This window comes from Burkholderia sp. CCA53, assembly GCF_001685525.1.
Lineage (GTDB): Bacteria > Pseudomonadota > Gammaproteobacteria > Burkholderiales > Burkholderiaceae > Burkholderia > Burkholderia multivorans.
The window spans coordinates 1839393-1852826 of the sequence record NZ_BDDJ01000002.1 but is presented as its reverse complement, the minus strand read 5'-3'; the positions used below and the strand labels follow the sequence as shown (position 1 = coordinate 1852826).

Here is a 13434-nt window from a genome sequence, read left to right as displayed (position 1 = left end):
AAACCTGTTCACCGCGAATTTGTTTTCTTGTTGGACGCGCCCGGCGCGCGTTCGGGACACTGCGGGTTCCGACTCATCCGTCACGAGGATCTCCGCGATGACCCGCCCTTCCCTTCCACACGGCCAGCTCTGCGTCTGGACGGACATCGATCCCGCACATGAAGCGGACTTCAATGCGTGGTACGACCGCGAGCACATGCAGGAACGCGTCGCGATTCCGGGCTTCACGCATGCGCGGCGCTTTCGCGCGACCGATCGCGGCCCGCGCAAATACCTCGCGCTCTATGTGACCGACACGCTCGACGTGTTCCGCGGCGACGCATATCGCCGCGCGTTCGCGCAGCAGACCGCGTGGTCGCTCGCCAACTTCGAACGGATGACGGGCACGCAACGACGCGTCGGCGAGCTGACCATCGAGGCCGGCGACGGCGAAGGCGCGCATCTCGCGCTGTTCGTACTGCCGCCCGAGCGCATCGACGTGGCGCAACTGAGCGCGCGCTTCGATGCCGCCCTGCGCGAGCCGGGCGTGCATGCCGCGCGGCTGTTCCGCACGACGCCTGAACTGTCGGCACCGATCGGCGCGGATGCCGCCGCACGGCCGGCCGCCGATGCGCTCGTGCTGATCGAAGGCAGCGACGCAGCGGCTGCGCGCCGCGTCGCGGCGGCGCTCGCCGGCCACGACGAGGTGCGCACGTTCGAGCTGCTGTGGCGCGCGGCTGCACCCTTGCCTGCCGCGCGCGGCGAGCCTGCACCGCAAGCGGCCGCCGCACTGCCCGCCTGAGCACCGAAGTGCCGGCGCACGTCGCCGGTTCCCGTACGCCCGCCCCGAGTTCGTCACGACATGCCCGACACCATGAGCACGCTCGCCCAACCCGCCGTCCACGCACCGCACCGCGCGCGCAACAGCCGACTCGCGACCGCGAGCATGATCGGCACGTCGCTCGAGTGGTACGACTTCACGATCTACAACACGCTCGCCGCGCTCGTCTTCAATCGGCTGTTCTTTCCGTCCGTCGATCCGCTCGCCGGCACGATCCTCGCGTTCTCGACCTACGCCGTCGGCTACGTGTCGCGTCCGCTCGGCGGCTTCGTGTTCGGCAACCTCGGCGACCGGATCGGCCGCCGCGCGGTGCTGATGCTCACGCTCGTGCTGATGGGCGTGACGACCGCGCTGATGGGCGCGCTGCCGACCTATGCGACGGCCGGCATCCTGAGCCCGATCCTGCTCGTCGCGCTGCGCTTCGTGCAGGGTGTCGCGCTCGGCGGCGAATGGGCCGGCGCCGTACTGCTGTCGGTCGAGCACGGCGATCAGAGGCGGCGCGGGCTGTCGGCGTCGTGGACCCAGGTCGGGCCGTCCTTCGGCACGCTGCTCGGCACCGGCTGCATCGCGCTCGTCACGCTGTCGACGACGCCGGACGGCTTTCTCGCATGGGGCTGGCGGCTGCCGTTCGCGGCCAGCGCGCTGCTCGTCGCGTTCGGTTTCTGGGTGCGGCGCGGCGTCGACGAAACGCCGCAGTTCGAGCAGCTCGCCGAGTCGCACGCGACAGCCGACGTGCCGGTCGCCGAGGTGCTGAAGTGTCACTGGCGCCGGCTGCTCGTCGCCGGCGGCGCGCGGATCGGCTCCGACGTGCTGTACGCGCTGATCGTCGTGTTCACGCTGACCTACGTGACCGCCGTGCTGCATCTGTCGCGGCCGCTCGCGCTGACCGCAGTGATGATCGGTACCGCGTTCAACGCGATCGCGGTGCCGTGCTTCGGCGCGCTGTCGGACCGCTTCGGCCGCCGCCCCGTCTATCTGGCCGGCGCGTTCGCCGGGATCGTATGGGCGTTCGCGTTCTTCGCGCTGCTCGATTCGGCGCGGCCGGTCGCGATCGTCGCGGCCGTCGCGATCGGCCTCGTGATCCATGCGGTGATGTACGGGCCGCAAGGCGCGTTCGTCACCGAACAGTTTCCGACGCGCGTGCGCTATGCGGGCTCGTCGCTCGCGTACACGCTGGCCGGCATCGTCGGCGGCGGCTTTGCGCCGCTCGTGATCGCCGCGCTGTTCCGGCAGACCGGCACGACGACCGCCGTATCGCTGTATGTGTCGGCCGCGCTCGCGGTGACGGCCGTCGCGCTCGTCGTCGCGCGCGAAACCGCGCACCGGCCGCTCGCCGATTGACCGCGGCCGCGTGCCGTTCTCTCGCGTTTCATCCGGATACCTGGCCATGCAAGTCTTGTCGTTCAACGTGATTCCCGTACACCAGCCGCCGGCCGCCGTCGACGTCGAGATCGAACGCGTCGTGATCGCCGGCTGGGCCGGCCGCGACGCACGCGCGATTCGCGCGCATATCGACGAACTCGCGGCGCTCGGCGTCGCGCCGCCGTCCGCGACGCCGTGCTTCTATCGCGTCGCGCCGGCGCTCCTCACGCAGGCCGCGTCGATCGGCGTGCTCGGCACGCGCTCGGGCGGCGAAATCGAATGCGTGCTGATCGACAGCGCGGCCGGCACGCTCGTCACCGTCGGCTCCGATCACACCGATCGCGAAGTCGAAGCCTACGGCGTGGCCGTGTCGAAGCAGGTCTGCGCGAAGCCGCTCGGCCGCGACGCGTGGCGCTACGCGGACGTCGCCGCGCACTGGGATGCCATCGAGATGCGCGCCTGGCTCGTTTCGCGTGACGGCGAGCGTATCGCGTACCAACACGGCGCGACGAGCGGACTGCTCGCGCCGGACACGCTCTGGCAGCGTTTCGACGATCGCGGCACGATGCCCGCGCGCTGCGCGATGTTCGGCGGCACGGTCGCGGTGCATGGCGCGATCGCCGCGATGAGCGACGGCGACGCGTTCGAGATGGAGCTGCACGATCCGGTGCTCGGGCGCAGCCTGCGGCACCGCTATGCGGTCGACGTGCTGCCGGTCGTCGCGTGACGGCGGCCGGCGGCCGTGAAGCTGGTTGGTCCGACGCCGGCTTGCGCTACGCGTTCCGCGGTTGTCGCGCGTCGTGCGTGTGCAGACAACCTAGCTCGGTCAGCGCCGCTTCCACCGCCGTGTCGAGCGGCGTCAACGGCTCGCGTCCCAGCACCGCCTTGATCCGCGCGTTGTCCATTCGCAGCGGTTCGCGCCACAGATAGCGCATCTCGAGCATTTCGCGCAGCATCGTGACGAACGGCGCGCCCGCCCACACGAGCCACCACGGGAAGCGCCGCACCGCCGGCCGCATCCCGTGCCGCTGCGCAACGCGGCGCACGGCCTGCGCGAGCTGCGTGCCGTCGGCGTCCCAATGGCCGCCGAGATGAAAACGCGCGAACGGCTCCAGCGTGTCGCGTCGTTCGATCAGCTCCACCATCGCACGCGCCACGTCCGGTACGTACGACCATTGATGGCCGACACCGGGGCGGTTCGGCACGCGAATCGCCGTCACCGGCCGCCCGGCCTTCACGAGCGCCTGGCCGAACCAGTTGTTGCCCGCATGCGCGCCGAAGAAATCGGCGGCCCGCACGACGATCGTCCGCACGCCGCGCGCGCTCGCGGCCGCCAGCCGCCGCTCCAGCTCGACGCGGATCGCGCCCTTGCGCGTGACGGGCCGCTGCGGCGCGTCCTCGCGCAACAGCGGAAACGCGTCGGGCCCGAAGTTGTAGATCGTGCCCGGCAATACGACCGTCGCGCGCGCCGCCGTCGCCGCCGCGATCGTGTTGTCGATCATCGGCAGCACCTGTTCCGCCCAGTTCCGGTAACCGGGCGGATTCACCGCATGGACGATCACGCTGCAGCCGCGCGCGGCGCGTACCACCGCGTCGCGATCGAGCGCGTCGCCGCGGATCCAGGCGATACCGTCGCGCTCCACCGCCTCCGACTCGAGGCCGCGCTTGAGCGCGCGCACCTGCCAGCCGGCGTCGCGCAACTGCCGCGCGACCTCGCCGCCGATTCCTCCGCTCGCGCCGAGCACGAGTGCCTGTCCGCATGCCGTACCTGCATTTGCCGCCATTGCCGTTCTCCTCGATCGTGACGGCTTGCATTCTGGCCCGCGCCGGGATAGCAAGGAATTGCTCAACATCGTCCATCGGCTATACATTTATGCATGACCGCCGATCTGAACTGGGAACGCTATCGCACCTTCCTTGCCGTGTTGACGGAAGGCTCGCTATCCGCTGCCGCGCGTGCGCTCGGCATCACGCAACCGACCGCCGGCCGCCATATCGCGGCGCTCGAAGCCGCGTTCGGCCAAACGCTGTTCACGCGCTCGCCTTCCGGGCTACTGCCGACCGACGCGGCGCTTGCGCTGCGCGGTCATGCGGAGGCGCTGCGCAGCGCGGCCGCCGCATTCGAGCGCGCGGCGGCGAGCCATGGTGCGGGCGTGCGCGGTACGGTACGGATCTCCGCGAGCGACGTGATCGCGGTCGAGGTGCTGCCGCCGATGCTCGCACAGTTGCGGCGCGAGCATCCGGGGCTCGTGATCGAGCTTGTCCCGACCGACCGCATCCAGGACGTGCTGAACCGCGAAGCCGACATCGCGGTGCGGATGGCATCGCCGTCGCAGGACGCGCTGGTGGCACGGCGCATCGGCGAACTCGAAGTCGCGCTGTACGCGCGCGACGACTACCTGGCGCGCTACGGCGCGCCGTCGACGCTCGACGCACTCGCACATCACGCGCTGATCGGGTTCGATACGGTCACGCCGTTCGTCCGCTCGGCCGGCCGCGGGCTGCCGTCGTGGACGCGCGAAGCGTTCGCGCTGCGCACCGACAGCAATCTCGCGCAGCTCGCGATGATCCGGGCCGGCTACGGAATCGGCTTCTGCCAGAGCCGGCTCGCGCAACGCGACGCGCGGCTCGTGCGCGTGCTGCCGGACGGCCCGGCGGTGAAGCTCGAAACGTGGGTCGTCATGCATGAAGATTTGCGCGCGAGCCCGCGCTGCCGGGCGGTGTTCGACGCGCTCGCGAACGGGCTGCGCGCGTATGCCGAAGGGACGGGCGAGTAGGTGGTGTGTTCGCCGTGCGTTCGGCGAGCTTGCGCGCCGGCGAACGCGGCGCGGCGGCGCGGCGCGGCGCGGCGCGGCGGTACGGATTCTTCGGAAGAGTCGTCAAAGCTCAACCCGACGTTCCGCCGTTTCCATCCGATCGATCAGTGGCTTACGCTACGCGCCGTCGCGTTGTCTTGCCGGTCGGGCGGCGGGTTCGAGCCCCGTTGGGTTGGCCGACAGCCGCGCACGTAGCTCGGACTGATCGGCAGCATGACGGCGCCGACTCAGGCGGCTTGCTCGAGAGGTAGCCGCGTCTCGACGATCCGACCGTAGCTCGTGACTGCGTAACGCGCAGTCAATGAATCGGCGAGCATGCACCGCGCCCGCAGCGTTCCGGTGCCTGCTGCAACCGCGGCGCTACCGCTTTGCGCGCTCGCCGTTCGTGCGTTTTCGCGCCGGCCGCGAATGCGCAGCGGACGCACCGCGCGCCACGACGTCACACCAGCAGCTGCCGCGACAGCACCTCGCGCGCCTGCGTGACCGTTTCGCGCTCGCCCTGCATCGGCGGCGTCAGCGAGAACACCGCGTCGGGCAGCGCGGGCAGCCGGTACTTCGCGCCGCCGAGACGCATCAGCCCGTCGCCGATCGCCGACGCGCACAGGCAGCCGACGCCGAGCCCCGCCGCAAGCATCGACTGCAGCCCCGCGACGCCGGATGCGCTATGCACGAGCTCGTACGGGATGCGCTGCTCGTCGAGCGAGCGCACCGCGATCTGATGCATCATGCAGTCGTCCGGCAGCAGTACGAGCGGCAACGGTTCGGGCAACTGCTCGGCGAGTGCCGGCGACGTCACCCACGACAGCGGCTCGCGCCGCAACACCCAGCGTGTATCGGCCGACGCGGGCCGAAACGGTCCGCTCGACAGGTGCATCACAACACCGAGATCGATCTGCCCTTTTGCATACGCGGCCTCGATGTCGGCGCTCTTCATCGCGCTCACGTGCAGGCTCAGCTGCGGATAGCACTCGCGCAGCCGCGCGAGCATGCCCGCGACTTCGTGCGTGCGGTAGTAATCGGTAATCGCGACGCGCAGCTCGCCCTTGATCGCCTGGCCGCGCAACTCGTCGAATGCCGCCTCGTTCAGCGCCACGATACGCCGCGCGTGATGCAGCAGCCGCGCACCGGCCGGCGTCGGCTCGACGCCGCGCTTGCTGCGCACGAACAGCGGCACGCCTGCCCGCGACTCGAGCTTGCGCACCTGCTCGCTGACCGTCGACTGCGACAGATGCAGCAGCGGCGCGGCGGCCGTCAGGCTGCCGGCGTCCGCGACGGCCGCGAACGTGCGCAGCTGGTCCAGATCGAAACCACGCATCGAACCCTCCATCCATCGGATAACACGATGGATGCTACCACCATTTCCCGCTTTTCCGATTCATCGACGATGCGCACAATGTCCGCTCGACGGCCGCTTGCGGCCTTTTTCTCTGGACCGCTTCAATGACGGACAACCTACTTGCCCGCTGCGCGCCCGCCGCCGCCCCGGCGGCCACGCCGCACAATCGCCACGGCTGGGCGCTCGTGGTACTGCTGGTCGGCGCGATCCTGCCGCCGCTCGACTACTTCATCGTCAACCTCGCGCTGCCGGCGATCCGCGACGGCATCGGCGCACGGCCGGCCGAGCTGCAGCTCGTTGTGTCCGCATACGCCTGCGCGAACGCGGTCGCGCAGATCACCGGCGGCCGTCTCGGCGACCTGTACGGCCGCAAGCGCATGTTCATGCTCGGCATGGCCGGCTTCGTCGTCGCCTCGACGCTGTGCGGGCTCGCCGACAGCGGCGCCGTGCTGGTCGGCGGTCGCGTGCTGCAGGGCCTGTTCGCGGCGATCCTTGCGCCGCAGGTGCTCGCGACGATCCGCAGCGTGTTTACGCCGCAGGAGCAGGTGCGCGTGATGGGCTTCTACGGCTTCGTGTTCGGCCTCGCGGCGGTGATCGGCCAGCTCGGCGGCGGCGCGCTGATCGACCTGCATCCGTTCGGGCTCGGCTGGCGCGCGATCTTCCTCGTCAATCTGCCGATCGGCGTACTCGCGCTGCTCGGCAGCTGGCGTTTCATCCCGGAAAACCGGCCGCCGCGCGGCCAGCGCATCGACGTGCCGGGCACCGTGCTGCTGTCGCTGTTCCTGCTGATGCTCGTGTACCCGCTCACGCACGGGCGCGACGCCGGCTGGCCCATGTGGATGGTCGCGTGCGCGATCGGCGCGCTACCGGTGCTCGCGGCGCTGCTCGCCGTCGAAGCGCGGCAACTCGCCGCCGGCCGCGATCCGCTGCTCGACCTGCGGCTGTTCCGGCATCCCGTCGTCGCACTCGGTCTCGCGTTAGCGTTCCTGTTCTACATGCTGAGCGCGTTCTTCCTCAGCTACGGCATCTACCTGCAGGGATGCCTGCATTGGTCGCCGCTCGCGTCCGGCGCGGCGATCCTGCCGCTCGGCATCGGCTTTCTGTCGAGCCCGCTGCTGATGCCGCGGCTCGTCGGACGCTTCGGCGGCTATCGCGTGCTCACGCTCGGTTTCGCGATGCTGACGGCAGGCGTCGCCGCAGCGGCCGCGCTGGCTGGCAGCGGCGCGCCGGGCATCGGCTTCTATGCGGGCATCGCGGCGATCGGCATCGGACAGGGCCTCGTGCTGCCGTCCGTCGTGCGGATCGTGCTCGCCGAAGTCGATGCGTCGCGCGCGGGTGTCGCCTCCGGGATGGTCACGGCGGCACTGCAGATCGGTGCGGCCGTCGGCGCCGCGACGCTCGGCGGCATGTTCTTCGCACAGCTCGGCGCGGCGCCGGGCCCGCTCGACTACGTGCGCGGGTTCCGCACGTCGATGTTTGCGCTGAGCGCGATCCTCGCCGTGTGCGTCGTGCTGTCGGCTGCGCTCGGGCCAATCCACCGACGGCTGCATGCCGCAGCCGCGTAGGTGCGCGACTGGCGCGGCCGATGCGTCAACGATGCGATTCGGGTTTCGCGTGCCGCGCTTCCCATGCGGCGAGCGCGGCGCGGTATTCGTCCATCGCCTCGTAGTACAGGTCGAAGATGCACGGCGAACAACCGCTGTTGCAGCACTCTTCGAGTTCGGGCTGGCGCGGCGGCGTGGGACGCGGATCGTCGGTCGACGAATCCGGAGAGACAGCGTTTGACAAGGTGCGACTCGAATGGCGGGAAAAGACAAGTATAAGCGCGTGGCGAGCGGCTTGCGGCGCCGTCTGCGTCGATTGCCGTCGGCACGATTGCCATGCTTCGCGCTGCTCCCCTATCCTCAATGACTTCGCACTGGAAAAATCTTCCGATTTATTGGCGACCATTCTCGTCCGAAGCGAGCTGCCCCGCGCCGCCGGCGAATTGGCCGCCTATGCCGGCTTATTTCGATACTTCGCGCACCGAACGTTAAAAATCCGCATTGGCGAATAGCCGCTGCAGGCAATTGAGCGCGTTGTAATCCATACAAAAAATCGATATGCGCTTGCAATGCGTGCGCAACGATTTTCCTTGCTCCAGCGCCGGTTCACGGCCTTTTTGCAGAAGATACGGGCGTTTTTCGATCGCTCGCAAACCTTGCACGGTTTATGCAGACATCTCGCGTCGCATGCAATTGATGCTGACAATCGGCCGACACGGGAATTCATCGATTCTGGCGACCGCAATGGATGGCATAATTTGCGCGCCGCGAATCGACGCGGCCGACAACAATGGAGATGACTCTATGCCGACGAAAAATTACAGGGACCTGAAGGAGCAGCTTGCAAAATTGCAAAAAGAAGCGGAAGCCGCGCGCATTGCGGAAATGGAAGCCGTGATCGCGGAGATCCGCGAAAAGGTCGCCGAGTACGGCATTACGTCGGAACAGATTTTCGGACGGCAGCGCGCCGGCAGAAGCAAGGCCGCCACGCCGTCCGCACCGAAGTACCGCAACCCGAAGACGGGAGAAACATGGACCGGGCGCGGCCGTGCGCCCGGCTGGATCAAGGACGTGAAGAATCGCGATCGCTTCCTGATCCAGGAATGAGGTGCCGCGCAGGCGGCGCGCACCGGCGTGCCGCCGCGCGCGCAATCGTTACAGGACGCGCCCGCTGACCGGAATCGAGGCGCCCGAGATCGCCTGCGCTTCCGGCGACAGCAGGAATCCGATCGTCGCCGCGATCTGCTGCGGTTGCACCCAGCGCGCGAAATCGGCGTCGGGCATGTCGGCGCGATTCGACGGCGTGTCGATGATGCTCGGCAGGACCGCGTTCACCGTGATGCCGCGATCGAGCAGCTCGGCCGCCAGCGCCTCGGTGAGCCGGGCGACGCCCGCCTTCGCGGCCGCATAGGCGCCCATGCCGGTGCCGGCCTTCGATGCCGCGCCGGCGCCGATATTGACGATGCGGCCCGCGGCGCTCTGCAGCAGATACGGCAGCGCAGCCTTCGACGCATTCAGCGCCGTTTTCACGTTCAGCGCGTACATGCGGTCCCAGGTGTCGACATCGCCGTCCGCGATCGTTTGCCACACGAATGCGCCGGCGATGTTGAGCAGCGCGTCGACCCCGCCGAACTGGCGATGCACGGCGTCGAGCGCGTGCACGGCGGCCTGCGGATCGACGAGATCGATGCCGCCGAGCCGCAGCGCGGTGGCCGGCACGTCGGGCAGCGCGTTCGCGTCGGGCGCGGCGCCGCGGCCGATCAGCGCGACGCGGGCGCCTCGCGCGCCGAGCCATGCCGCCGTCGCGACGCCGAGATGGCCGAAGCCGCCGGTGATCGCGACGACTTTTCCGTTGATATGTTGCTCCATCGAATTACTCTCCGTGATTGATCGGGTTCGCGTGCGGCGCGTGTATGCGGTGCGCGGGGGGCGGCGTAGGACGACGGACGGGTCACGCTGGATGTGACCTCGGCGGCCGACGCCGTCACGGCGCACGGCCGGTGTGCCGAACTACCGACCTGTCGAACCGCCAACCCGCGGAGCTACCGAGCTGTCTATCTGCCGACGTGCCGATCTGCGACCGCCAACTCGCCGAGCTGTCGACCTGCCGCGCTGTGACTTGCCGACCTGCCGACCTGCCGACCTGCGGACCTGCGGACCTGCGGACCCGCGGACCCGCGGACCCGCGGACCCGCGGACCCGCGGACCCGCGGATAGCGTACCGCGACTCGCGCGCTGCGTGCGCCGCACGACGCGCGGCTCTTGCACGCGTTGCCGAGATGCGAACCGGACCGGAGCATCGCGAAACGCGCGCTCGCCGTCAACCCGCCGATGCACTGGATCGCCGAATGCGCACCGATCGCGGCCCATCCGGGCTGCCGCATAACGGCGTTGCCGGCACGGCAGTGCGTTCGACGCGAATCGCGCGTCGTCGCGCACACGGCCATGCACTGACCGAAAATCAGGACGGTCCTCGTCGCTCGGGCTTCGACACGGCGCCCGCGTCGACCTGTCCGCACCGCACCCGAACGACGACCCGAACCCTCGCCGCGCGTCGCGCGGCTAAACGCGCCCTTGCGCTATATCGCATCGAACGCGGCGCCGCTTTCCGGCAGCGTCGCACCGCCGTCGACGACGATCGTCTGCCCGGTAACGTACGCGGCATCGGCCGACGCGAGATAGAGCATCGCGTTCGCAATATCGTCCGGTTCGCCCATTCTCGCGAGCGGAATGTCGCGCGCGATGCGCGCCGCAACCGATGCATCGCCGAGATTGCCGGCCGCCGAGGTGCGGATCATCCCCGGCTCGACGCCGTTGACCGTCACGTTGCGGCGCGCCAGCTCGAGCGCTGCCGCACGAATGAAGCCGTTCACGCCGGCCTTCGATGCCGCGTAGTGCGCGAGCCCGGGAAACGCGACGCGTGGCCCCGTCACCGACGACGTCACGAGCAGCCGCCCGCCTCCTGCACGTTCGAATGCGGGCAGTGCCGCCTGCGCGAGCCAGAACAGTGCCGACAGGTTGACCGACAGTGTGCGTTCGAGCGTCTGCACGTCGATGTCGACGAACGGCGTCAGCGGAAAATACGCGGCATTGTGCACGACGACGTCGAGCCGTCCGCCGTCGCGCTCCACCGCGCGAACGAGTGCACAAAGCTCGTCGCGGCTTCCCGCATCGACGCGGTACGCGCGTGCGGCGCCGCCTGCGCGCGCGATCGCATCGACCTGCGCGACGGCGGCGGCTTCGTCGAGATCCGCGAGCGCGACGAACGCGTCGGATTCCGCGAAGCGTCGCGCGATCGCGGCGCCGATGCCGTGCGCCGCGCCCGTCACGAGCACGACGCGGCCGGTGAAGTCCGCGCGCACGCGGCCGCAACCGAGCGAGGCCGTCATCGCTGCGTCCCGTCGAGCGGATGCACGGTTTCGTTCAGCACCTGCACATGCGCGCCGACGGGGAAGTTCGACAGCGTGCCGAAGTCGTCTTGCGCGTAGCCGAAGATCTTGCCGTCGGTCTTGTGCTGCGCGAGATCGATCAGCACGACGCCGAGCGTCGGCACCACTTTCTCGCGCCACACGAACAGATAGAACGCCTCGGCGATCCGGAAGTAATGGCAGCGGTCGACGTCGGCGAGCCCGCTTTCGACGCCCTGCAGGCACTGCCACGCATAGAAGTGCTCGTTCAGATAGATGTGCTCGTAGCATTCCGTGGGGCTGTAGCGATACATCGCGCGCTTGCCGATCAGCTCGCGCGTCGGCGCGTGCAATGGCCCGGGCTGCGCGTGGCCCGCTATCGTGCCGTGCCGGAACGCGACGTCGACGCCGGTGAGCGGTCGGCCGAGCATGACGCGCGTGAAGGCGTCGACGCGCGTGTCGGCCTCGGTCGGCAAGGTGCCGACGACCGACGTCCACACGCCGCGGTCGAGATCGATCACGAGGCTGATCGACGTTGCGCGGGCGCGCGAATCGACGTAGTCGACGAACAGCAGCCCGTCGCGCAGCCGCGTCACGCGGCAGGGCTCGAAGCCGCCGTCGCCGCTCGCCGCATCGCGCCAGCGCACGACACCCGGCTCGAACGCATAGACACGCGATTCGCCGTCGGCCGTGTCGAGCGTCAGCGTGCGCCCGGCCAGCGTGTCGACCGGCGCGAGAATGTTGGCCTCGGGCGCAAAACCGTCGGCGAGCGCGCCGACCTGAATGAATACCGGATCCTGTCGTTCCATCTGCCGTCTCCCATGCAGCTTCAGACCCGGCGGGCCGTCTACGCTGCTCACGCACATCGTGCCGGCTGTGCACGCCGCGCGGTATCGGCCAAACGGATGAAGCGCGCGCGGCGCCGGAACGCGCTAAAGTGCACGGCATCTGCGCCGCGGCCGGCGCGAGGAGCCCCCATGCATCGTGTCACCCATTACCGGCGAAGCGGCGACGGAATCGAAGCGATCAGCCTCGAGTCCGACCGCACGTTCCCGCGCCATGCACACGACGAGTTCGGCGTCGGCGTGATCGTCAGCGGCGCGCACCGGTCCTGGAGCGGCCGAGGGCAAGTCGACGCGCGCGCCGGCGACGCGATCATGGTGAATCCGGGCGAGATGCACGACGGCATGCCGATCGGCACGCGAGCGGCGCGGCGCTGGCGAATGCTGTATCTCGCGCCGTCGCTGGTTGCCGGCATCGCGGCGGAGGAAGGGCTCGGCGGCATCGAACTCGCGCATCCGGCGGTGCGCGACGCGCGGCTCGCCGCGGCGGTGGTGCAGCTGCATGCACGTATCGTCGAATCCGCCGACGCGCCGCTGGCTCGCGACGAAGCGATCGTGACGGTCGTCGCACATCTGCTGGCGCGTCATGCGAACCGCACGCTGCCGAGCGCCGGCGTCGCGCCGGCCGTGCGAGCGGCGCGCGAGCGGCTCGACGCGGCGCCTGCTGAGCCCGTGTCGCTCGCCGAACTCGCGACGCTCAGCGGCGTCAGCCGCTTTCAGCTCCTGCGCGGTTTCGCGCGCGAACTCGGCATTACGCCGCATGCCTATCTGCTTCAGTCGCGCACACGGCTCGCCCGTGCGCTGCTCGCGAGCGGCCGCCCGATCGCGGAGGCGGCGGCCGAGGCCGGCTTTGCGGACCAGAGCCATCTGACGCGCGCATTCGGGCGACAGTTCGGCATTACGCCGGGGCGGTTCGCGCAGGCGGTGTGATCGGCCGCACGGCGTCATCGTGCAGGACGTCGGGCGCGCAACAGGCCGCTACACGTTGAGGATTGCGCGATCGACAGTCATGCGCTTTGCCGTCGACGTGGCCGATGCAAGCCGACGCGTGCGACGGCACGACGGCCCCGCGCGGGTCAGAGGATCGCGACGGCCAGCATCGCGCGGCATCTGGCCAGCTGCATCGCAACCGCATTGCCACCACATCGGCACCGGTTGGCTTCTGCTTGGCTTCCGCTGGCCCTTTGCTTGGCCTTTGCTTGGCCTTTGCTTGGCTCTTGCTTGGCTCTTGCTTGGCCTTGCTTGGCCTTGCTTGGCCTTGCTTGGCCGCTGCATCGCCGCTTCATCGCCTCTGCGTCCCCTCCGCA

At 69.4% G+C, this 13434-nt stretch carries 13 protein-coding genes; 7 read left to right on the top strand and 6 right to left on the bottom strand.

The genetic code is table 11. The features are described 5' to 3' along the window. The first annotated feature begins 97 nt into the window (after positions 1–97). From BCR55_RS24490 to BCR55_RS24480, 3 genes are read left to right on the top strand one after another with little or no spacing between them, the layout of a single operon-like run. On the top strand, positions 98–781 hold the full coding sequence (locus BCR55_RS24490) for a DUF4286 family protein (protein ID WP_053298371.1): 684 nt from the start codon (positions 98–100) through the stop codon (positions 779–781). 60 nt (positions 782–841) lie between these two features. Next, positions 842–2161 carry an MFS transporter gene (locus BCR55_RS24485; RefSeq protein WP_065496268.1) on the top strand — a complete coding sequence of 440 codons (1320 nt, stop codon included), beginning with the start codon at positions 842–844 and terminating at the stop codon, positions 2159–2161. Between the two features lie 46 nt (positions 2162–2207). Then, positions 2208–2909 carry a DUF2848 domain-containing protein gene (locus tag BCR55_RS24480; RefSeq protein WP_035946307.1) on the top strand — a complete coding sequence of 234 codons (702 nt, stop codon included), beginning with the start codon at positions 2208–2210 and terminating at the stop codon, positions 2907–2909. A gap of 46 nt (positions 2910–2955) precedes the next feature. Here BCR55_RS24480 and BCR55_RS24475 read toward each other — a convergent pair whose 3' ends face one another. After that, positions 2956–3966, bottom strand: a complete 1011-nt coding sequence (locus tag BCR55_RS24475; RefSeq protein ID WP_053298368.1) for an NAD-dependent epimerase/dehydratase family protein — start codon at positions 3964–3966, stop codon at positions 2956–2958. 93 nt (positions 3967–4059) lie between these two features. Here BCR55_RS24475 and BCR55_RS24470 point away from each other — a divergent pair, with 93 nt between their 5' ends. Continuing rightward, entirely contained in the window at positions 4060–4959 is a 900-nt protein-coding gene (locus tag BCR55_RS24470) for a LysR family transcriptional regulator (RefSeq protein WP_006403086.1), read from the top strand. A gap of 478 nt (positions 4960–5437) precedes the next feature. Here the strand turns inward: BCR55_RS24470 and BCR55_RS24465 are convergent, their stop codons facing one another. Continuing rightward, positions 5438–6313 carry a LysR family transcriptional regulator gene (locus tag BCR55_RS24465; protein ID WP_006403084.1) on the bottom strand — a complete coding sequence of 292 codons (876 nt, stop codon included), beginning with the start codon at positions 6311–6313 and terminating at the stop codon, positions 5438–5440. Between the two features lie 125 nt (positions 6314–6438). Here BCR55_RS24465 and BCR55_RS24460 point away from each other — a divergent pair, with 125 nt between their 5' ends. Continuing rightward, a complete protein-coding gene (locus tag BCR55_RS24460) occupies positions 6439–7899 on the top strand; it encodes an MFS transporter (RefSeq protein WP_035487519.1) in 1461 nt (486 codons plus the stop codon). 25 nt (positions 7900–7924) lie between these two features. Here BCR55_RS24460 and BCR55_RS24455 read toward each other — a convergent pair whose 3' ends face one another. Then, a complete protein-coding gene (locus BCR55_RS24455) occupies positions 7925–8122 on the bottom strand; it encodes an oxidoreductase-like domain-containing protein (RefSeq protein WP_006396667.1) in 198 nt (65 codons plus the stop codon). A 560-nt stretch (positions 8123–8682) separates the two neighbouring features. On the opposite strand from BCR55_RS24455, the gene BCR55_RS24450 reads away from it, so the two are divergent. Continuing rightward, positions 8683–8985 (top strand): H-NS family nucleoid-associated regulatory protein, encoded by a 303-nt coding sequence (locus BCR55_RS24450; protein WP_006396664.1) that lies wholly within the window; start codon positions 8683–8685, stop codon positions 8983–8985. A 48-nt stretch (positions 8986–9033) separates the two neighbouring features. Here the strand turns inward: BCR55_RS24450 and BCR55_RS24445 are convergent, their stop codons facing one another. The 3 genes from BCR55_RS24445 to BCR55_RS24430 all read right to left on the bottom strand — a co-directional run bounded on the left by BCR55_RS24445 (position 9034) and on the right by BCR55_RS24430 (position 12094). Further along, positions 9034–9747: an SDR family NAD(P)-dependent oxidoreductase gene (locus BCR55_RS24445; RefSeq protein WP_065496267.1), complete on the bottom strand. Its 714-nt coding sequence runs from the start codon at positions 9745–9747 to the stop codon at positions 9034–9036. 710 nt (positions 9748–10457) lie between these two features. After that, positions 10458–11267, bottom strand: a complete 810-nt coding sequence (locus tag BCR55_RS24435; RefSeq protein WP_065496265.1) for an SDR family oxidoreductase — start codon at positions 11265–11267, stop codon at positions 10458–10460. Next, positions 11264–12094, bottom strand: coding sequence for a MoaF C-terminal domain-containing protein (locus tag BCR55_RS24430; protein WP_059938964.1), 831 nt, complete (start codon positions 12092–12094; stop codon positions 11264–11266). The genes BCR55_RS24435 and BCR55_RS24430 overlap by 4 nt, the downstream gene beginning before the upstream one ends. A 168-nt stretch (positions 12095–12262) precedes the next feature. Between BCR55_RS24430 and BCR55_RS24425 the strand changes: the two genes are divergently transcribed. After that, a complete protein-coding gene (locus BCR55_RS24425) occupies positions 12263–13057 on the top strand; it encodes an AraC family transcriptional regulator (protein WP_059938960.1) in 795 nt (264 codons plus the stop codon). Positions 13058–13434 lie beyond the last annotated feature (377 nt).

Bases quoted from the DNA above. Each gene is read 5' to 3' on its own strand.
- BCR55_RS24490 (WP_053298371.1), top strand. From the start codon at position 98: ATGACCCGCCCTTCCCTTCCACACGGCCAGCTCTGCGTCTGGACGGAC.
- BCR55_RS24485 (WP_065496268.1), top strand. From the start codon at position 842: ATGCCCGACACCATGAGCACGCTCGCCCAACCCGCCGTCCACGCACCG.
- BCR55_RS24480 (WP_035946307.1), top strand. From the start codon at position 2,208: ATGCAAGTCTTGTCGTTCAACGTGATTCCCGTACACCAGCCGCCGGCC.
- BCR55_RS24475 (WP_053298368.1), bottom strand. From the start codon at position 3,966: ATGGCGGCAAATGCAGGTACGGCATGCGGACAGGCACTCGTGCTCGGC.
- BCR55_RS24470 (WP_006403086.1), top strand. From the start codon at position 4,060: ATGACCGCCGATCTGAACTGGGAACGCTATCGCACCTTCCTTGCCGTG.
- BCR55_RS24465 (WP_006403084.1), bottom strand. From the start codon at position 6,313: ATGCGTGGTTTCGATCTGGACCAGCTGCGCACGTTCGCGGCCGTCGCG.
- BCR55_RS24460 (WP_035487519.1), top strand. From the start codon at position 6,439: ATGACGGACAACCTACTTGCCCGCTGCGCGCCCGCCGCCGCCCCGGCG.
- BCR55_RS24450 (WP_006396664.1), top strand. From the start codon at position 8,683: ATGCCGACGAAAAATTACAGGGACCTGAAGGAGCAGCTTGCAAAATTG.
- BCR55_RS24445 (WP_065496267.1), bottom strand. From the start codon at position 9,747: ATGGAGCAACATATCAACGGAAAAGTCGTCGCGATCACCGGCGGCTTC.
- BCR55_RS24435 (WP_065496265.1), bottom strand. From the start codon at position 11,267: ATGACGGCCTCGCTCGGTTGCGGCCGCGTGCGCGCGGACTTCACCGGC.
- BCR55_RS24430 (WP_059938964.1), bottom strand. From the start codon at position 12,094: ATGGAACGACAGGATCCGGTATTCATTCAGGTCGGCGCGCTCGCCGAC.
- BCR55_RS24425 (WP_059938960.1), top strand. From the start codon at position 12,263: ATGCATCGTGTCACCCATTACCGGCGAAGCGGCGACGGAATCGAAGCG.